General features: G+C 68.8%; 21 protein-coding genes and 1 tRNA gene. 9 read left to right on the top strand and 13 right to left on the bottom strand.

Annotated features, from left to right (window positions below):
* Positions 1 to 8 precede the first annotated feature (8 nt).
* From NWFMUON74_RS29570 to NWFMUON74_RS29560, 3 genes are read right to left on the bottom strand one after another with little or no spacing between them, the layout of a single operon-like run.
* Positions 9 to 545, bottom strand: coding sequence for a MarR family winged helix-turn-helix transcriptional regulator (locus NWFMUON74_RS29570; protein WP_187685005.1), 537 nt, complete (start codon positions 543 to 545; stop codon positions 9 to 11).
* A 47-nt stretch (positions 546 to 592) separates the two neighbouring features.
* A complete protein-coding gene (locus NWFMUON74_RS29565) occupies positions 593 to 2,023 on the bottom strand; it encodes a metallophosphoesterase family protein (RefSeq protein WP_232110672.1) in 1,431 nt (476 codons plus the stop codon).
* Between the two features lie 20 nt (positions 2,024 to 2,043).
* Positions 2,044 to 2,646, bottom strand: a complete 603-nt coding sequence (locus tag NWFMUON74_RS29560) for an Rv0361 family membrane protein (protein ID WP_187685004.1) — start codon at positions 2,644 to 2,646, stop codon at positions 2,044 to 2,046.
* A gap of 135 nt (positions 2,647 to 2,781) precedes the next feature.
* Between NWFMUON74_RS29560 and NWFMUON74_RS29555 the strand changes: the two genes are divergently transcribed.
* Positions 2,782 to 3,801: an iron ABC transporter substrate-binding protein gene (locus tag NWFMUON74_RS29555; RefSeq protein WP_187685003.1), complete on the top strand. Its 1,020-nt coding sequence runs from the start codon at positions 2,782 to 2,784 to the stop codon at positions 3,799 to 3,801.
* On the opposite strand, the gene NWFMUON74_RS29550 is transcribed toward NWFMUON74_RS29555, so the two are convergent.
* Positions 3,798 to 4,379 (bottom strand): TetR/AcrR family transcriptional regulator, encoded by a 582-nt coding sequence (locus tag NWFMUON74_RS29550; RefSeq protein ID WP_187685002.1) that lies wholly within the window; start codon positions 4,377 to 4,379, stop codon positions 3,798 to 3,800. The genes NWFMUON74_RS29555 and NWFMUON74_RS29550 overlap by 4 nt on opposite strands.
* A 99-nt stretch (positions 4,380 to 4,478) precedes the next feature.
* On the opposite strand from NWFMUON74_RS29550, the gene NWFMUON74_RS29545 reads away from it, so the two are divergent.
* Positions 4,479 to 5,390 (top strand): zinc-binding dehydrogenase, encoded by a 912-nt coding sequence (locus NWFMUON74_RS29545; protein WP_187685001.1) that lies wholly within the window; start codon positions 4,479 to 4,481, stop codon positions 5,388 to 5,390.
* Between the two features lie 16 nt (positions 5,391 to 5,406).
* Here the strand turns inward: NWFMUON74_RS29545 and NWFMUON74_RS29540 are convergent, their stop codons facing one another.
* Both NWFMUON74_RS29540 and NWFMUON74_RS29535 read right to left on the bottom strand, forming a co-directional pair.
* Positions 5,407 to 6,078: an EthD domain-containing protein gene (locus tag NWFMUON74_RS29540; protein ID WP_232110671.1), complete on the bottom strand. Its 672-nt coding sequence runs from the start codon at positions 6,076 to 6,078 to the stop codon at positions 5,407 to 5,409.
* A gap of 139 nt (positions 6,079 to 6,217) precedes the next feature.
* Positions 6,218 to 7,381 carry an FAD-dependent oxidoreductase gene (locus NWFMUON74_RS29535; RefSeq protein WP_187685000.1) on the bottom strand — a complete coding sequence of 388 codons (1,164 nt, stop codon included), beginning with the start codon at positions 7,379 to 7,381 and terminating at the stop codon, positions 6,218 to 6,220.
* Between the two features lie 107 nt (positions 7,382 to 7,488).
* On the opposite strand from NWFMUON74_RS29535, the gene NWFMUON74_RS29530 reads away from it, so the two are divergent.
* Positions 7,489 to 8,061, top strand: a complete 573-nt coding sequence (locus NWFMUON74_RS29530) for a TetR/AcrR family transcriptional regulator (RefSeq protein WP_187684999.1) — start codon at positions 7,489 to 7,491, stop codon at positions 8,059 to 8,061.
* 18 nt (positions 8,062 to 8,079) lie between these two features.
* On the opposite strand, the gene NWFMUON74_RS36390 is transcribed toward NWFMUON74_RS29530, so the two are convergent.
* The 3 genes from NWFMUON74_RS36390 to NWFMUON74_RS29515 all read right to left on the bottom strand — a co-directional run bounded on the left by NWFMUON74_RS36390 (position 8,080) and on the right by NWFMUON74_RS29515 (position 9,497).
* Positions 8,080 to 8,364, bottom strand: a complete 285-nt coding sequence (locus NWFMUON74_RS36390) for a thioesterase family protein (RefSeq protein WP_232110670.1) — start codon at positions 8,362 to 8,364, stop codon at positions 8,080 to 8,082.
* A gap of 211 nt (positions 8,365 to 8,575) precedes the next feature.
* Entirely contained in the window at positions 8,576 to 9,022 is a 447-nt protein-coding gene (locus NWFMUON74_RS29520; protein WP_187684998.1) for a DUF5994 family protein, read from the bottom strand.
* 37 nt (positions 9,023 to 9,059) lie between these two features.
* Positions 9,060 to 9,497 (bottom strand): DUF5994 family protein, encoded by a 438-nt coding sequence (locus tag NWFMUON74_RS29515; RefSeq protein WP_187684997.1) that lies wholly within the window; start codon positions 9,495 to 9,497, stop codon positions 9,060 to 9,062.
* Positions 9,498 to 9,611: 114 nt separating this feature from the next.
* On the opposite strand from NWFMUON74_RS29515, the gene NWFMUON74_RS29510 reads away from it, so the two are divergent.
* Positions 9,612 to 10,379, top strand: a complete 768-nt coding sequence (locus NWFMUON74_RS29510) for a TetR/AcrR family transcriptional regulator C-terminal domain-containing protein (protein WP_187684996.1) — start codon at positions 9,612 to 9,614, stop codon at positions 10,377 to 10,379.
* Between the two features lie 17 nt (positions 10,380 to 10,396).
* On the opposite strand, the gene NWFMUON74_RS29505 is transcribed toward NWFMUON74_RS29510, so the two are convergent.
* Positions 10,397 to 11,137, bottom strand: a complete 741-nt coding sequence (locus NWFMUON74_RS29505) for a TetR/AcrR family transcriptional regulator C-terminal domain-containing protein (protein ID WP_187684995.1) — start codon at positions 11,135 to 11,137, stop codon at positions 10,397 to 10,399.
* 174 nt (positions 11,138 to 11,311) lie between these two features.
* On the opposite strand from NWFMUON74_RS29505, the gene NWFMUON74_RS29500 reads away from it, so the two are divergent.
* Both NWFMUON74_RS29500 and NWFMUON74_RS29495 read left to right on the top strand, forming a co-directional pair.
* On the top strand, positions 11,312 to 11,485 hold the full coding sequence (locus tag NWFMUON74_RS29500; protein ID WP_187684994.1) for a hypothetical protein: 174 nt from the start codon (positions 11,312 to 11,314) through the stop codon (positions 11,483 to 11,485).
* Between the two features lie 89 nt (positions 11,486 to 11,574).
* Positions 11,575 to 12,852 carry a fatty acid desaturase family protein gene (locus tag NWFMUON74_RS29495; RefSeq protein ID WP_187684993.1) on the top strand — a complete coding sequence of 426 codons (1,278 nt, stop codon included), beginning with the start codon at positions 11,575 to 11,577 and terminating at the stop codon, positions 12,850 to 12,852.
* Here the strand turns inward: NWFMUON74_RS29495 and NWFMUON74_RS29490 are convergent.
* Positions 12,776 to 13,231 (bottom strand): DUF5994 family protein, encoded by a 456-nt coding sequence (locus tag NWFMUON74_RS29490; RefSeq protein ID WP_187684992.1) that lies wholly within the window; start codon positions 13,229 to 13,231, stop codon positions 12,776 to 12,778. The two genes, NWFMUON74_RS29495 and NWFMUON74_RS29490, sit on opposite strands and share 77 nt — an antisense overlap.
* Positions 13,232 to 13,442: 211 nt before the next feature.
* On the opposite strand from NWFMUON74_RS29490, the gene NWFMUON74_RS29485 reads away from it, so the two are divergent.
* Complete coding sequence (locus tag NWFMUON74_RS29485) at positions 13,443 to 14,462, top strand: glycosyltransferase (RefSeq protein ID WP_232110669.1); 1,020 nt, start codon at positions 13,443 to 13,445, stop codon at positions 14,460 to 14,462.
* A 21-nt stretch (positions 14,463 to 14,483) separates the two neighbouring features.
* On the opposite strand, the gene NWFMUON74_RS29480 is transcribed toward NWFMUON74_RS29485, so the two are convergent.
* On the bottom strand, positions 14,484 to 14,630 hold the full coding sequence (locus NWFMUON74_RS29480; RefSeq protein WP_187684991.1) for a DUF6307 family protein: 147 nt from the start codon (positions 14,628 to 14,630) through the stop codon (positions 14,484 to 14,486).
* A 204-nt stretch (positions 14,631 to 14,834) separates the two neighbouring features.
* Here NWFMUON74_RS29480 and NWFMUON74_RS29475 point away from each other — a divergent pair, with 204 nt between their 5' ends.
* Positions 14,835 to 15,311, top strand: coding sequence for a DUF5994 family protein (locus NWFMUON74_RS29475; protein ID WP_187684990.1), 477 nt, complete (start codon positions 14,835 to 14,837; stop codon positions 15,309 to 15,311).
* A gap of 73 nt (positions 15,312 to 15,384) precedes the next feature.
* Here NWFMUON74_RS29475 and NWFMUON74_RS29470 read toward each other — a convergent pair.
* A tRNA-Arg gene (locus NWFMUON74_RS29470) sits at positions 15,385 to 15,457 on the bottom strand.
* Positions 15,458 to 15,627: 170 nt separating this feature from the next.
* Between NWFMUON74_RS29470 and argS the strand changes: the two genes are divergently transcribed.
* A complete protein-coding gene (gene argS / locus NWFMUON74_RS29465) occupies positions 15,628 to 17,286 on the top strand; it encodes an arginine--tRNA ligase (protein WP_187684989.1) in 1,659 nt (552 codons plus the stop codon).
* The last annotated feature ends 18 nt before the right edge of the window (positions 17,287 to 17,304 follow it).

Genomic DNA, 17,304 nt, shown 5'->3' with positions numbered 1-17,304 from the left:
TTGTCGTGTCAGGCCCAGCGTGTCGGGCCCGCGCCGGTGTCGAAGTCGCCCGCCGCGCGCCGGAACTCGGCCAGAAGTTGTAGCAGCAACTGCAGTCGGTCGGGCGCGAGCCCGGGATGCGCGAAGACCGTGGTGTTCAGGGCCTCGGTAGCGCTAGTGACCAGTTCACGGCCCGCATCGGTGATTTCGATCAGGGTTGCTCGACGGTCGCTGGGATGTGGGACGCGGCGGACGAGGTCGGCTGCTTCGAGCCGGTCGACGGTGTTGGTGACACTGGTCGGGTGGACTTGCAGGCGGGCGCTCGCGACCGCCATCGGCAGGGCTCCGGACTTGCTGAAGCGCAGCAACATGAGCAGTTCGTAGCGGGAGAAGGTCAGGCCGGACGGGCGCAGGGCCTCGTCTACTCGGGCCATCACGATTTGTTGGGCACGGACCAGAGAGGTCACCGCCGCCATTCCGTCGGCTACGTCCTCCCAGCCGTGTGCGGCCCATTGGCGGTGGGCCTCCGCGATGGGGTCCAGGGGGAGCGGGCGGGGGACAGCCATGTGGCCGAGTTTAGGTGGTGGGGCTCCGTCTTCTCACACTCGATGGGTCAGGCGAGGCCGGACAGGTCTCGGTGGACCACGTGGTTGCGGTCCGTGGTGGTGCCCAGCGTGTATTCGGGTTGTAGGCCAAGGTATTCGGCTCGGGTGCGGGTGCTCCAGGTGCGGGATGCCGGGGTTCGGGTTTTGTAGAAGTTGAGTTGATAGCCGCCTTCGTACAGGCGGAGCAGGGTGTAACCGCCGGGGTATTCCTTGGTCGCGGCTACCTCGAGGAATTCGACCGGCAGGGGGAGATCGGAGTGGCTGCGGCGGTTTCGGTGGGTGTGGCCGCTGTGGTGGAGGAAGACGCCGGGACTGGTGCGGTACAGGTCTTGCAGGGCGGCGGCATCGGGGCGGTTCAGGACGAAAGCGGGCCCGGCGATATTGGATACTGCCGAGTCGAGAGTTACGGGGTGATGCCCGAAGACCAGGGTGGGGCGGTCCGGGTCGGCGCGTAGAAGTTCGCGTACGCGGTCGAACTGCGGGCGGTCGATGCGGCCGCCGGGAGTGTCCGGTTCGGTGGTGTCCAGGCCCAGCAGGCGTAGGCCGCCGACCCGGTGGTCGAGGACTTCGCCTGGGGGAGTGAAGGTTTCGCCCCAGCAGTCGTGATGGTCGTCCGCTGTCGGCGGGCAGGTGGCGTAGTCGGATCCGGTGTGGGGGCGGTCGTGGTTGCCGCGGACGGCGAACCAATCCCGACCGGAGACGCCCCAGGCATCCAATCGGCTACGGACGGCGCGGGTTTGGTCGGGGGTGGCCTCGGAGGTGAGGTCGCCGGCTATGAGGAGGTGGTCGGCGGCGCGGTCCGGGCGGCGCAGGTCGTCGAGCACGGCCGCGAGCATCATCTCGGGGTACGGGGTCAGGCCCGGCTCCTGCCGCACGCCGGGCGGCAGGCCCGCCGCGATCAGGCCGCTCACCTCCTCACCGAAGTGCACGTCGTTGCACAGGGCCAGCGTGCGCAGTGGACGGCCGGGCGGGGGCACCAAAGTGGTGAACTGCCCGGTGCATTCGGGCGCGGTGGGCATGCGGGTGACGAAATTCGCCGCGGGAGTGGCACGCACATCGTCCGACCAGGCTTCGAAACGGTAGGCGCGGCCGGGCTCGAGGCCGCCGACCTCCGCGTAGTGGTAGGGCGTGCGCTCCGTGTCGGCGGGGAAGTACACCGCCGCGGGACCGCGCGAATCCGCCGGGGCCAGACGGACTTCCGTGTCCGCGGCCGCCGGAAACGGCGTGCCGTCGGCGTTCACGGCCAGCGTGGTCCAGGTCAGCACGACCGAGGTGTCCGTGACGGTGACCACCTCGAGATCCGTGCCGATCAGCGAACCCGGTTGGGCGCGAGCGGATCCGGGCGTGCTGGTGGCGAGCAACGGCGCCGCGGCCGCCAGCCCGAGCGCGCGCAGCACGTGCCGCCGGTTCGGTCCACAGCAGCTCGTCGCGTAGCCCACCGCAGCGACGGTAGCAGGGGCTAGCGGTTGTCGGCCGCGCAGACCTTCCAGTCGCCGTCCTCCTTGCGCAGGTATTCCGGTGCGCTGTCGACGGCGTCGAGATCCGGCATCGTCAGCCCGCCGCCGGACGGTTCCAGCCTGCCGTGCAATTTCGCGGTGGCCCGGTCGCCGCGGATCACGATGCCGTCCACGGTGTCGATCCGGATCTTCACGGTCTCCCCGGCGATGGTGGCACGCTGATCGTCGGGCAGCGCGGCGTATTCGTCGCGATCGACGCGGCACGACTTGGCCATGGCCGCGTCCACGCCCGCCGTGGCGATCGTGTCGTAGAAGTCGCGGACGGCGGCCTCGATCCGCTGCTCGTCCGAGGCGAGCGGCCCGGTGCCCGGTCCGGTGAGCCGGGCGGTGACGCCGATCGCGGCGGCGACCGCGAACACCGCCGCCGCCAGCAGGGCGACGATCGCTGCGGTGCGCTTGCGGCGCGGTGGTCGCACGGGCGGCTGCGGTACGGGCTGCGGTGGCTGCGGCGCCTGGTCCCCCACCGGGAGATAACCCTCGGGCGGGTAGTAGCTCGGCGGCTCCGGCGCGGACTGGTACGGCAGGCCACCGGATGGATAGGTCATCGCATTCCCCTCGTCGGCCCGCCGGACTTCTCGCACAGTACGGCAATCCGGACGCGGGGCGCCGCCGCGTTGTAGCGTGCCACCGGGTAGCTTGGTCAGCCGATCACAGCTGGAGTATGGCTCGAAGGGACGGTCATGACGGCGGCTCGACGGAAATCGGTGATCGGCGTCCTCGTGGCGCTGATCCTGCTGGCGGCGACCACGGCGTGTTCGAATGTGAACGACGACAACGAGATTCTGGTCTACAACGCCCAGCACGAGTCGCTGACCCGGCAGTGGGCGGACGCGTTCACCGCGGAGACCGGGATCCGGGTCACCCTCCGCAACGGCGCCGACACCGATCTCGCCGACCAGATCGCCGCCGAGGGCGCGCGGTCCCCGGCCGACGTCTTCCTCACCGAGAACTCCCCGGCGATGGCGCTGGTGGAGAACGCCGGACTGCTCGCCGATCTCGATCAGGCGACGCTGGCGCAGGTGCCCGAGCAGTATCGGCCGTCGAGCGGGAAATGGACCGGCGTCGCCGCCAACGCCACGGTCTTCGTCTACAACCGTGGGAAACTGCCCGCCGACCAGTTGCCCGCCTCGCTGCTCGACCTGCAGCAGCCGCAGTGGCAGGGCCGCTGGACGGCCGCCACCTCGGGCGCGGATTTCCAGGCCGTCGTGGCGGCCCTGCTGGCGTCGCAGGGCGAGGACGTCACCCGGGCGTGGCTGCGGGGCATGAAGGCGAACGTCGTCTCTTCGCCGAACAACGTCGCGGCGATGAAGAAGGTCGACAGCGGTCAGGTCGACGGCGGCGTGCTCACCCACTACTACTGGTACCGCGACCAGGCGGGAACCAGGGAGAACAGCGGCAACACCGCGCCGCACTTCTTCCGTAACGGGGACCCGGGCGCGTTCGTGTCCATCTCCGGCGGTGGTGTGCTGCGATCCAGCGGAAAGGCCGAGGCGGCACAGCGTTTCGTCCGGTTCGTCACCGGCCGGACCGGTCAGCAGGTGCTGCAGCGCAGTACCTCCATGGAATACCCGGTCGCGGCCGAGGTGCCCGCCAACCCGGCCCTTCCGCCGCTGGACAGCCTGCAGGCGCCGCGGATCGATCCGAGCAGGCTGGACTCGAAGCAGGTGACCGAGCTGATGACCGAGGCGGAGCTGCTCTAGCCGCCGGGAGAGTCGAGCAGCGCCAGCGCCAGCGCCTGTACGGATCGGGTGAATCGGCGCGGGTCGCGTCGCGTGGTGACGTGGCGGACCAGTTCGCCGTCGAAGGTGGCCAGCAGCGCGTGCGCCAGGAAATCGGTATCGTGGCCGGGATGTTCGGCGGCGTAGAGCTCGCCGAGATGACGATGCCAGAACCGATAGCTCGGATCGTCGAATTTGTCCTCGGCACAGGCTTGTTCGTGCGCCGAGAGCAGGACGGCGTTGCCCTCCGCGATGGCGCCGAGGGCATCCAGGAAGGCCGTCAGGCGCTCGCGGGCCGGAGCACCGGGGCCGAGCGGCGGCGGGCCGGTTCGGACGGCCTCGCGTAGCTCCCGGGAGCGCTCCTCCAGCAGGGCTTGCAGCAGTCCGGCGCGGCTGCCGAACCGCCGGAACACCGTGCCCTTGCCGACCCCGGCGAGCGCGGCGACGCGATCGAGCGAGATATGGTCGCCGCCGCCCTCGGCCAGCAATTGCTCGGTGGCCCGCAGCACGGCACGGCGGTTGCGGGCGGCGTCGGCGCGTTCGCCGCGCTGTTCGGGCATCGCCCACCTCCACTCAATCGGACCAATGGTCCGGTTCATGTTACCGTGGGCCAATCGGACTATCGGTCCGCTTGTGAATCGCTGAGAGGACATACCGACATGCGTGCGTTGATCGTCGACAACGAAACGCCGGAGTCGCTGCGCCTGAGCACGGTGCCCGACCCCGAACCCGGGCCCGGGCAGGTGCTGATCGAGGTGCGGCACTTCTCGCTCAATCGCGGCGAGGTGTTGTTCGCCGGTCGCCGCCCGGCCGGGACCGTGCACGGCTACGACGCCTCCGGGGTCGTGGTGCGGGCCGCGGCGGACGGGTCGGGGCCACCGGCCGGGACGCGGGTAGCCGCCTTCGGTGCGGGCGCATGGGCGCAATTGCTGGCCGTGGATACCTCCGCGGTCGCCGAGGTGCCGCAGGCACTGGATCTCGTTGCCGCCGCGGCGCTGCCGATGGCGGGCGTGACCGCGCTGCGCACGCTGCGGTCGCGGGACATCCTCGGCCGCCGGGTGCTCGTCACCGGGGCAGCGGGCGGAGTCGGTCGCTACGCCGTGCAACTGGCCGCGCTGGGCGGCGCGCATGTGGTCGCCTCGGTCGGATCACCCGGCCGCGGAACGGGTTTGGCGGAGTTGGGCGCGCACGAGATCGTGGTCGGCCTGGACGGTATCGATCGCCCGGTCGACCTGATCCTGGACAATGTGGGCGGGCCGCAACTGGCCGCGGCCTGGGAACTCCTGGCGCCGGGCGGCAGTGTTCAGACCATCGGCTGGGCGTCGGACGAGCCCGCGGTGTTCGATCCCTATTCGTTGTTCTTCGTCGGCGCGGCCAAGACGATCAGCACCTTCGGCGATGTCCACGCGGTGGGGCCCGATCTGGCCACCTTGCTGGGATTCGCCGCGGCCGGGCGGCTTTCGCCCGAAGTGGGCTGGCGTGGCACCTGGGACGACTACGCGGAGGCCGCGCGGGCCTTGATCGATCGCCGTATCCGGGGCAAGGCCGTACTCGAAATCACACGGGGATGAGCGGTTTCCGGATCGTTCACCGCAGCCCGTAGACGTAGCGGCTGGTAGGTACCACATCGATATCGCGGTCCGCGCCGAAAGCCTTGACGCTGGCCAGCATTCGAGTGACCCGGCGCTCCAGCTCGGCATCGTCGCCGCCGCTGCCCCAGAAGGCGTGCTGATCGGTCATGGCCTCCGGCGGGAACAGCTCCTCCACGAGGCCGTCCACGCGCGGGCCGGGGGTGAGTGCGGCGGTGACGATGTTCTGCACGTAGCCGAAGGTCGCCTGGGTCTCGATCGCGACCGCCGTGTGGGTGTCGTGCCAATAGCGCAGCCACTGTTCGCGGGTCAGCTGCTCCGGGACGCGCAGCAGCGCGATATTGGCCAGAGCCGCGCTGCGGGAGCCGTTCTCGGTCGGCGGTGCGGGCAGCGGGATGCGCTCCTCGACGGTCCAGCCGTCGAGCCGGTCGGCCGTTTCCGCCAGTGCGGCCGTGATCGGCGGTTCGGGCGCGTCGGTCCAGACCCCGACGATCGCCGCGATCGGCTCGGGGTAGGTCGAGATGCGCAGTTGCGCGGCCGCCACGTCGTCGTCACAGATATTGAGCTGCACCGTGTCGGCGCCCACCGCGGCCAGGCGCTCGTGCAGCGTCGGCGCGTGCAGGGTCTTGTCGAGGTCCGCACCCCACAGCGCGTACATCAGTTTCGTCACGGCAACTCCCGGATAGTCGGCAGCGACCACGGTAGCGGTCACGCCGCGGTCGCATCGATGGTTTCGGTCGCCGATCCCCGAGGACGGGGCACGGCCGGGCCCGAGGCCCACCCGAGGCCCCGGGCTCGGCTGCGGTGATTCAGCGATTGGCCAGTTCCGACAGGCGGTAGGCGAGGGTCCGCCGCACCGCCGGGACACGGGTCGCGGTGCGGAGCACGGCATTACGCACGATGCGGGCGGGGCGCGGGCGCAGGGTGGCCATCCGGGTCATCCGGTCGGTGAACGCGACCACGTCCGCGGCCACCGGGCGGCGGGTCTTCTCGTAGTCGTTCAGCAGCGCCTCGGGCGCGCCGCCCAGCACCCGCGCCAGCAGCGCGCCCAGCACGGCGGCGTCCTGGATGCCGGTGTTCATGCCCTGCCCGCCCGCCGGGCTGTGCACGTGCGCGGCGTCTCCGGCCAGCAGGATCCGGCCCGCGCGGTAATGCTCGGCCACTCGGTGGTGCACGCGGAATCGCGAGCTCCACAACACCTCTCGAACCACCGCTCCGGGCCGCCGGGCGTCGAGGATCGCCTGCACATCGGCCAGGTCGGGGTGTTCGGGCGCCTCGGCGACGGTCGCGACGACCCGGTAGCGATCGCCGTTCTCGTCGGGCAGCGGCGCCACCACCGTGACGCCCTCCGGCGACAGATTCAGCGAGACCTCCTCGCGCGCGTGCAGCCAATCCATCCGGACATCGGCCAGTACGAACGACTCGGGGTAGGTGGCGCCGGTGAAACCGATTCCGGCCTGCTCCCGGACCACGCTGTGCATGCCGTCGGCGCCGATGACGTAATCGGCCCGCAGTGTGCCGGAAGCGCCTGCGGCGTCGGCGTATTCGACCGTGACACCGGTGCCGTCGTCGTGCACGGCGGTGACGCGGTACGGCCGGTGCACATCGCCGCCCGCCTTGCGCAGGCGTGCCAGCAGCACGGCCTCCGTGGTCTCCTGGCCGACCATCAACGTGTAGGGGAAAGCGGTGGGCAGGCCGCCGAAGTCGATCGTGGCCAGCCGGGAGCCGCCGTCCTGCACCACGAAGCGCGGCACCTCGATGCCCAGATCGTGCAGCTCCGCGGCGATGCCGAAGCCGTCGAGCACCTCCAGCGTCCGGGCGTGCACCACGGCGGCGCGCGAGGTGTTCGCGCCCTCGGCCTGCCGGTCCAGCAGGACGAAGTCGATGCCCGCGTCGGCGAGTGAGATCGCGGCGGTGAGCCCGGCCGGGCCGGCGCCGACGATGGCGACCGAGGTGGTGGCGGGGATGGTCATGACGACTCCTTCGGGAGTGCCAACATTTGTTGGCCAACGGCTGTTGGCATCAACGATATGACCGCTCGCGCTGGCATGTCAACACTTGTTGGCCTACATTTGTTGGCATGACTGTCGATGCACCTCAGCGTCGTTCCGACGCCACCCGCGCCGCCATCCTCGAGGCCGCCCGCCACCGCTTCGCCGAGGACGGCTTCCGCAAGGCCACCATCCGAGCGATCGCCGCGGACGCGGGCATCGACCCGTCGATGGTGATGCGCTACTACGGCAACAAGGAGGGCCTGTTCGAGGCCGCCCTGGACGTGGATCTGTCGCTGCCCGATCTCACCGATGCGGATCCGGACGCGCTGGGCGAACTGCTGGCCGAACGATTCATCGAACTATGGGACGTCTCGCCGGGCAACGAGATCCTGCTGACCCTGCTGCGCTCGTCGGTCACCGACGAGGCGGTCGTGAAGCGCGTCCAGCAGATCTTCGCCCGCCAGCTGACCCCGGTGGTACTCCGTTTCGGCGACCCCGCCGACGCCCCCCGCCGCGCGGGCCTGATCGCCTCCCAGGTACTGGGACTGGCCCTGTGCCGCTACGTTTTACGACTCCCCCCGGTAGTAGCCCTGACCCCCGCCCGCATAGTCGCCGACATCGGCCCCACCCTCCAGCACTACCTCACCTCCGCACCGTGACGGCGGGGGCGGGGCGGCTCAGCGTTTGCGTGGGGCGATGAACAGGGTCTCGGTGCCGCGGCCGACGGGCCCCTTCTCGTCGTACAGGCGGGATTCCGCGAGGCCGAGGCCGCTGCGTTCGGGGTAGGTGGCCGCGTCCAGGCACACCCAGTTGCCGATGGGCTCGCGGTGCAGCATCACGGTGAGGTCCGTGTTGATGAAAAGGTAGCCGTCCCAGTCCATCAATTCGACACTGCGCCCCGCCCGGCTCACCCGAGCCTCGGCCCGCAGCGGAGCGATCGGCCCCAGAATCTCGACCGCCACCCGCCCCACTCGAACCCGGCCCGCGGTTCACAGCGCTCGATCACATACCCCAACAACGCCGCAGGCGGCCCCGCATGCTGCGCATCCGGCGACCACGGCCCCCGAGTCAACTCGGTCGACTCGAACCGAGTCGGATCCGCGGGATCGGGCAGGTAGAGGGCATCAATGAGACATCACCATCTCGCGCCGCCCCGCTGGATCGGAAGATCGTTTACTGCCCCCGGCCAGGTCCTCGAACGGGCGGGCCCGGATTGCGCGCTGCCCGACGCATCAGGTTGTCGGCTCGGTCGCGGGGAGTGTCGAAGGGGATGACGAGCAAGGTCGCTCGGGGGCCGTGGGCGGCGGTCAGGCGCATGGTGCCGGCGGGTTGATCGGTGTTCGCGTCGTGCATGTGTACGCCGTCGTCGTGATCGATGTGGCGTTGGGTGCGGCTGATCCGGTTCCAGTCGAAGCCGACTGCGGTGATCGGGCCGAGGCGTGGGGTGAGGGCGGCGATCAGGTCGTGTAGTTCGGCGGTGAGGTTGGCTGTCCAGGGCCACCAGGCGCCGTCGATGTCACCGGCGCGGGTGTTGTTCTCGCGCAGTAGTAGTCGTGGTGTGCGGGTCGGCGTGCCGAATGGTTGGGTGTGACCCGCGGGTGGGCCGGTGCTGCTGTTCATGGTGAGGCGTTTCGTGATCGGGCGGCGTGTATTGCCGTCATGGGCTTGCTTCCTTTTCGAGGGCCTGTGCTGCCGGTCGTCGCGCGGCGGTGATGAGGGTGGAACGTGCGCTGTGGTCGTCGGTGGTGGAGAGGATCACCTGCAGCACGAGCATGCTGTTGTCGCTGCCGAAGACATACATCGTGTTGCCGGCCTCGAACGGGTAGGCGTCGAGTTGGACCTCGTGCCCGCCGACGGTCGAGGTGGGCGGCGCGGGTGCCCAGCTGGCCCGGTCGTAGACGACGCGCCGGATGGGGCCCATCCGAATCTCCAGAAATGTCAGCAGGCCCGGTAGTTCGGTGGTGAGTTCGCCCGACCGTGGCCACCAGGCGCCGTCGATGTATGCGTCGCTTTCCGGCCTGAGCCGCAGTCGCGGCGTGTTGTCAGGAGGGCTGTGGTGCCGGGTGGTCCGGCGGTGGATATGGAGTGGTGCCATGGGGTTGCTCCCTGAGTCGGCTACTTTCAGTAGACGCCGTGCGAGTCCGTATGTCAACGTTGTAGACCTACATCATGGGATGCCGGGTGTTCCGAGGGATGGAGTCCGTCTGTAATGGCTGAATCGCTGAGTGGTGGAAACAGGGTCGGAGCTGGGCGCGGCGGCAGCCCGGTGACTCGGGCGGCGGTGCTGAGCGCGGCGCTGGAGATCGTGGATCGCGACGGGGTCGAGGGCTTGTCGATGCGTCGGCTGGCCGAGGCGGTGGGCCGCGATCCGATGGTGATCTACCGGCACGTGCCGAACAAGGCCGCCGTGATCGATGGTGTCGCCGAGGTCGTGTTCACGGAGCTGTCGGTGGACGCGGCGGCGTCGGACTGGGTCGCGGAGGTGCGGCGCGTCGCCCGGGAATTCCGGCGAGTCGCGCTGGCGCATCCGCGGGCGGTGCCGTTGTTGGTGACGCGCCCCTTGGCGACGCCGCTGGGGCAGCGTCCGCCGGCGACGGTGCGCCTGCTGGAGGACATGCTGGCGTTGCTGACACGGGTCGGATACACCGAGGTCGACGCGTTGCACATCTATCGAGCGCTGTTCGGGTTCCTGTACGGGCATGTGCTCAACGAGTTGCAGGAACTCGTGGAACGTCCGGAGGAGACCGACGATCTGCTGCGGCTGGGGTTATATCGGCTGCCGATCGGGGAGTTTCCGCTGGTGCGGGGATTGGCATCGGTACTGGCGAGCTACGACGGCGCGGCGGAACTCGAGCGTGGGCTCGACATTCTGCTGGCCGGTCTCGCGGCCACGCTGCCCGGGCCGGGCAATGCCCCCCGTCCCGGGTCGGGCGATGCCGTGCTGCCCGGGCCGGAGGACGCGCCCGCGCCGCGTTGACCGGGTGCCCGGCGCGGTCACGGTCGATCGGGTCGCGGCGCGGGCGTGGTGAGAGTGGTATCGAGGCCCGCGAGCAGAGTGTCCAGGCCGCGTTCGAGTTCGCTGACGCCGTCGTAGGCGGCCAGCTCCGAGGCGAGCCCGCGCAGCAGCGGAAACTCCCCGATCGGAAGGTGGTGCAGCCCGAGCCGCAGTAGATCGGTGGACTCTTCCGGCAGGTGGACGAGTTCCTGCAGTTCGTTGAGCACATGCCCGTACAGAAATCCGAACAGCGCCCGGTAGATCCGCAGGGCGTCGCTTCCGCTGAAGTTCGCCCGGCTCAGCAACTCGAGGATATGTTCCAGCGGGCGCAGCGTTCCCCATGGCCGCAGCGCCAGCGGAGTGGTCAGCGGGTGGGTGACCAGCAGCGGCACGACATGCGGATGCGTCACGGCGAGCCGGCGAAAATCTCGGGCTATCACGCGCAGCTGATGATGCCAGTCCGGGTCGGTGGAGTCGACGGTCAACTGCTCGAGGACGAATTCGGTGACGCCGTCGAGTAGCGCGGCCTTGTTGGCGGCGTGCCGGTAGAGCGCCGTGGGGTGCCGGTTGAGCCGTCGGCTCAGGCGCCGCATCGATAGCCGCTCGATGCTGTCATGGTCGATGATCTCGAGCGCCGCGGCCAGTATTTCCGCGCGGGTCAGTGGGTGGGCGCGGCTGTCGCGGGCGTGGTGGCCGGATGGTTCGGGGTCGCCGGACCGCCCCGCTCTCGTGTCGTTCATCGCAGACTTCCTCGGGTCTCCCGTCGATTCCGCAGATGGATACGTTGTAAGCCTACGTTGTAGACAGACGTCGTATTCAGGGCTAGGGTGTAGTCATAACCGGTCTTATGCGTCGACCGGTCGGCGAACGGCCGGCCGCGGCTTCACAGCGCATCCGGGGATGGGACCATCCCGATGACCATCGGCGACAAGATCACCCACCAGGTTCGGGCAGCGAAGGCGAACCTGGACAAGCTGTTCGACAAGGCAGGCGGAGACGGCAGCCATCGGACGGAAAGCACTGGCCGGCAGGCCCGCAATGCCATCGACCGAGCCAAGAAGGGGCTCGCGGAGGCATTCAAACGCTGAGCCGGTTCCGAAGGCGCGTCGCGTGTTCGCGCAGGCGCCCGACATCGGTCCGGCCAGGTACGACACCCGGCAATACGAGGGTATGAACTATGGCAATCACCGAAGTCGGCAGCTACGCACACCTGACCCCCGCCGATGTCGAGGCGCTGGGACGCGAACTCGATGTCGTCCGACGTGACATCGAGGAGCGGCGCGGCAGCCGGGACGCGGCATACATCCGCCGCACGATCACCTTTCAGCGAGCGCTGGACGCGGCCTCCCGGCTCACCATCGCGCTCAGCCGGGGCAAGACCGGATGGCTGGTCGGTACCGCCGGGCTGGCGGTGGCCAAGAGCATCGAGAACATGGAACTCGGCCACAATATCGGCCATGGCCAATGGGATTGGATGAATGATCCCGAGATCCATTCCGGCACTTGGGAATGGGATATGGCCGGACTGTCGGCGCAATGGCGCTACTCCCACAACTTCCGCCACCATGTGTACACGAACGTGCTCGGCATGGACGACGACATCGGCTTCGGTGTCATGCGGGTGACCCGGGACCAGCCGTGGCGGCCTCGACTGCTGCTACAACCGCTCCAAAATCTGTTCCTGGCAGCGACATTCGAATGGGGCATCGCCCTGCACGATCTGTACTCCGAACGCGACCGCGCCGCCACGCCCGCGCGGAAGGCCGCGCAGACCAAGTCGTTCGCCACCAAGATCGGTAGACAGGTCGGCAAGGACTATCTGTTGTTTCCGCTGCTGAGCGGGCGGCGGTGGCGCCGCACGCTGGCCGCGAACGCGGCTGCCAACACCGCCCGCAATCTCTGGGCCTATCTCGTGATCTTCTGCGGCCACTTCCCCGACGGCGCGGAGAAATTCACGCCCGAAGTCGTCGAGGAGGAGTCGCGAGCCGAGTGGTATCTCCGGCAGATGCTGGGCACCGCCAACTTCGACGCCGGTCCGGCGCTGGCATTCCTCAGTGGGAACCTGTGCTACCAAATCGAACATCATCTCTTCCCCGACCTGCCCAGCAACCGCTATGCGGAGATCGCGCAACGGGTGCGGGCACTGTGTGACAAATTTGATCTGCCCTACACCACCGGTCCGCTGCTGCGGCAATATCTGCTGACCCTGCGCACTATTCACAAGCTCGCACTGCCCGACGCTTTTCTGACCGCGACCAGCGACGACGCGCCCGAGACAGCGTCGGAACGAAAGTTCGCCGGCGACCCGCTCCGCGCCGCCGACGACACCGGTGGACCGACCGGCCGACGCGGCCTCGTTTCGGCGCTGCGCGCGGCGGCTACCGGCTGCGATAACCACCGGAACCGCCCTCGGACTCCCATCGTTGTTCTGCGCCACCGGTTTCGGCGGACATGACGGCATCGGCGGAGTCAGCGGCCGTGCCCGGCGGAACGACCAGTAACGTGAGCGTGCCGCCGTCGAGCGGAAGAATCTCGACGGTGCCGGTCGGCCTGTGCCGATATCCGTCGAGGCTTATCCGCCGATCCCCGATGGCGGACTTGCCCGGCGCGGCAACCCATTCGTCGAGGTGGTAGATCACCCGCTGGATCGGCCCGAATTGGGTGGTGAGCACCGGGAGCAGTTCGGTGAGTTCGGTGACCAGATCATCGCCGTGGGGCCACCACGTGCCGTCGGTGGCGGCAGAACGCCGCTCCTCGGGTGCGATGAGCAGCCGCGGTCGATTAGCGGGCACCTCGTATCGACCGGTTCCGGTTCGGGCGGTTTGCGAGGTCATCGGAGCGCTCCTCTGTCGGACGGGAGCCGGCCGGGTCTCCGGCGGTCGGGCGAGGGATGTGTTCCCGTCACCGGCGGCTGTCTACAACGTAATTCTACGCTGTAGACGAGGTAGACGCCGCGATACGAGGAAAATTCTGTAGATCTACGATGTTGACATACGCTCATGGTCGGCGTTCACTGCGACGACCGCGACGAAGAAGGGTGCACGGGTGACGATCCGATCCGACACGATCACGATTTCCTACGCGCATATGGTCCGGCTCAGTGACGAGTGCGGAATCTTCGAACATGCCAGGCTCACCGAGCCTCGCATCGAGAACGGTTACTGCGTCGACGATGTCGCGCGTGCTCTGGTCGTCGCGGTCCGCGAGACCGAACCTCCGCCGGAACTGCTCGCCCTCACCGGGGTGTATCTCGATTTCGTGATCGACGCGCTCACGCCTGACGGGCGCTGCCACAATCGGCGCGGACCGGACCGATATTGGCAGGACGAGCCCAGCCTCGACGATCATTGGGGACGGGCATTGTGGGCGCTCGGGACCGTCATCGCCCGCAGGCCCGACCTGGCGCCTGCCGTGCTGCCGCACTTCACGATCGCTGCCGGGCAGCGCGCCCGCTCGGCCCGCGGCATGGCATTCGCCGCGCTGGGCGCCGCGGAGGTGCTGCGTGAGTATCCTGAGAAACATTGCGCCCGTGATCTTTTGGCCGCTGCCACCGCGGTGATCGGCGCACCCACGCGCAGACTGGACTGGCGGTGGCCCGAGCCGCGACTGCAGTACGCCAATGCCGTGCTCGCCGAGGCGTTGCTCGTGGCCGGTGCGCTGCCCGGCAAGGGGCGTACTCAGGCCGACGGATTGTCGATGTTGCGTTGGCTGCTCGAGATCGAGACTTCCGGTGATCATCTCTCCGTCACCCCGGTCGACGGTTGGAAGATCGGGGAACCTAGGCCCGGGTTCGACCAGCAGCCCCTCGAGGTCGCTGCGCTGGCCGACGCCTGCGCCCGCGCCTACGACGCCACCGGAGACCGGCGGTGGAAAGACGCGGTCATGCTGTGCGAAGCTTGGTTCCGTGGAGTGAACGACGTCGCCACCGCGCTGCTCGACCCTGACAGCAACGGTTGTTCCGACGGGCTGGAACCCACCGGCAGCAACGAGAATCAGGGCGCCGAAGCGACACTCGCCCTGATTTCCACCCAGCAGCAGGCGCGTCGGCTCGCGCGGGAAACGTAGGCGCGAATCAGTATCGCTCGGTCAGCGAATCTTCTCCGGGATCGTGTCGAGGGAGTGCAGCACGTGGACCGCGAGCGCGGTCGCGGCGGCGTCGTCGAGTTCGGAGTGCGCCCGCACCGCGTCTCGGACGCGAGCCACTCGGCGCTCGTAGGGCGTTTTCGTCGCCATTTTCGTTCCCTTCGGTAATGAGTCTTCTGATCGCGGCTTTTCGCCATAGCCTGCGCTGTCCTCGCGGCAGGTATGGGGGCGATGACGACGCCACTCGCCAGCGTATCCGGCGGCGGCAACCGATGTCTACGGCGTAGAGTTACATCGTAGAGCAATACCGGTCCGGCCGCGACAGGGGCGTCGATCATGACACCACAACCACATGTGACAAACGCCGATCGGCGGGCGCCGCCCGCTCGTCGGCTACGGCTCGAACTCGACACCGCCGGCACAGCGAATATCGACGGAGTCTGGTGGCCGCACAGCCGTGATCTCGTCGCAGAGCTGACGAGTCTGCTGGCGGTGCTGCGACCCGGCCTCGGCCCGATCCGTCGGGTGATCTATCACCTCGACGAATGGTCGGCCGCACCAAATGAACTGGACAACGCCGGTCGGCGGGTCCGTCTCGACGGCTCCCGGCACCGGCGTGCACGTACGCTCGAGGTGATCGGGGACGACATCGGCGCAACTCTGACTCTTCGAATCATTACGCCGGTCGCCGATGCGGACATGGTTGCCGCGCACCAGCATTGGGATTCCGAACGCGGCCAGGGCACCGACGCCGCCGCCTGGCTCCGGGCCCGGCATCGGTCGGCGCAGCGGAAGCGGCGGGCAGCAAGCCCTGGCCATATGTCGAGGTAGATGGCCGACGTGAATCGGCCTTCGCGTACGGAAGCCCTGACCATGGTGGTTGGTCAGGGCCTTCGGTACTCGGTGCCCTCGGCAGGATTCGAACCTGCGGCCTTCTGCTCCGGAGGCAGACGCTCTATCCCCTGAGCTACGAGGGCGGGGTGGACCCGGTCGACACCTGTTCGCACGTCGTCCGATCGGGCTGGGAAAGCGTATCGCATCCGGGGGCTCGAGCCAAAAAGCAGGGGCGGGCGGGGGCGTCGGTGCGTGGGGGAGAAAGGGTCCCCGCTGGTGGGGCGCACCTGCTCGGACCATAGGATAGAGACTCGTGACTCCAGCTGACCTTGCAGATCTCCTTCGCGCCACGGCGGCGAAGGTGCTTGTCGAACGCGGATCGGACCCCGCGGTCCTGCCCGACGAGGTCAAGGTGGAGCGTCCCCGCAACCCGGAACACGGCGACTATGCCACGAATGTGGCCATGCAGGTGGCGAAAAAGGCGGGCATGAACCCGCGTGAGCTGGCGGGCCTGCTGGCCGACGCGCTGGCGGCGACCGACGGCGTCGAATCCGCCGAGGTCGCGGGCCCGGGATTCCTGAACATCCGGCTGGCGGCGGCCGCGCAGGGCACGATCGTCGAGCGGGTGCTGGCCGCGGGAGCCGGCTACGGCACCTCGGCCGCGCTGGCGGGACGCAAGATCAATCTGGAATTCGTCTCCGCCAACCCGACCGGGCCGGTCCACCTGGGCGGCACCCGCTGGGCCGCGGTCGGCGACGCGCTGGGCCGCATCCTGGCCGCGCAGGGCGCCGACGTCACCCGCGAGTACTACTTCAACGACCACGGCGCCCAGATCGACCGGTTCGCCAACTCGCTGGTCGCCGCGGCCACCGGCGCGTCCACCCCGCAGGACGGCTACGCGGGCGCCTACATCGGCGACATCGCCGACCGCATCGTCGCCGCCCATCCGGGCGCGGCCGACCTGCCCGAGCAGGAACGCCACGAACTCTTCCGGCGCGAGGGCGTGGAGCTGATGTTCGCCCACATCAAGCAGACCCTGCACGACTTCGGCACCGACTTCGACGTCTACTTCAACGAGAGTTCGCTGTTCGAGTCCGGCGCGGTCGACAAGGCCGTCGCCGAGCTGAAGGCGTCCGGCAAGCTCTACGAGCAGGACGGCGCCTGGTGGATCGCCTCCACCGAGTACGGCGACGACAAGGATCGGGTGGTCATCAAGAGCGACGGCCACGCCGCCTACATCGCCGGTGACATCGCCTACTTCCACAACAAGCGGGCGCGCGGGTTCGATCTGTGCATCTACATGCTCGGCGCCGACCACCACGGTTACATCGGCCGCCTGAAGGCCGCGGCGGCCGCGTTCGGCGACGACCCCGACACGGTCGAGGTGCTCATCGGCCAGATGGTCAATCTGGTGAAAGACGGTGTCGCCGTGCGGATGTCGAAGCGCGCCGGCACCGTCATCACCCTGGACGACCTGGTCGAGGCCATCGGCGTGGACGCCGCCCGGTACTCCCTGGTGCGGTCCTCGGTGAACTCGAGCATCGACATCGACCTCGGCCTGTGGACCACACAGGGCAGCGAGAACCCGGTCTACTACGTGCAGTACGCGCACGCGCGCACCTGCCGCATCATCGAGAACTCGGCGGCGTTCGGATTCGCTTCGGTCACACCGGATCTCGCCCTGATGACCTCGGACCGGGAGGGCGAGCTGATCCGGACCCTCGGCGAGTATCCGCGCGTCGTCGCGACGGCCGCCGAGATGCGCGAACCGCACCGGGTGGTCCGCTACCTGGACGAACTGGCGGGCGTGTACCACCCGTTCCAGTCCGACGACGACATGCGGGTGCTCCCCAAGGGCGACGAGCCGGTGACGCCGCTACACGCCGCCCGGTTGGAACTGGTGCGGGCGACCCGTCAGGTGCTCGCCAACGGGCTGGGCCTGCTCGGCGTCTCGGCCCCGGAGCGCATGTGAACGCCCCGGTCCCCGCCG

It is taken from the genome of Nocardia wallacei, assembly GCF_014466955.1.
GTDB classification, from domain to species: Bacteria; Actinomycetota; Actinomycetes; order Mycobacteriales; family Mycobacteriaceae; genus Nocardia; species Nocardia wallacei.
Note: the sequence above shows the minus strand (reverse complement) of the source record. Positions and strands in the feature narration are given on the sequence as shown.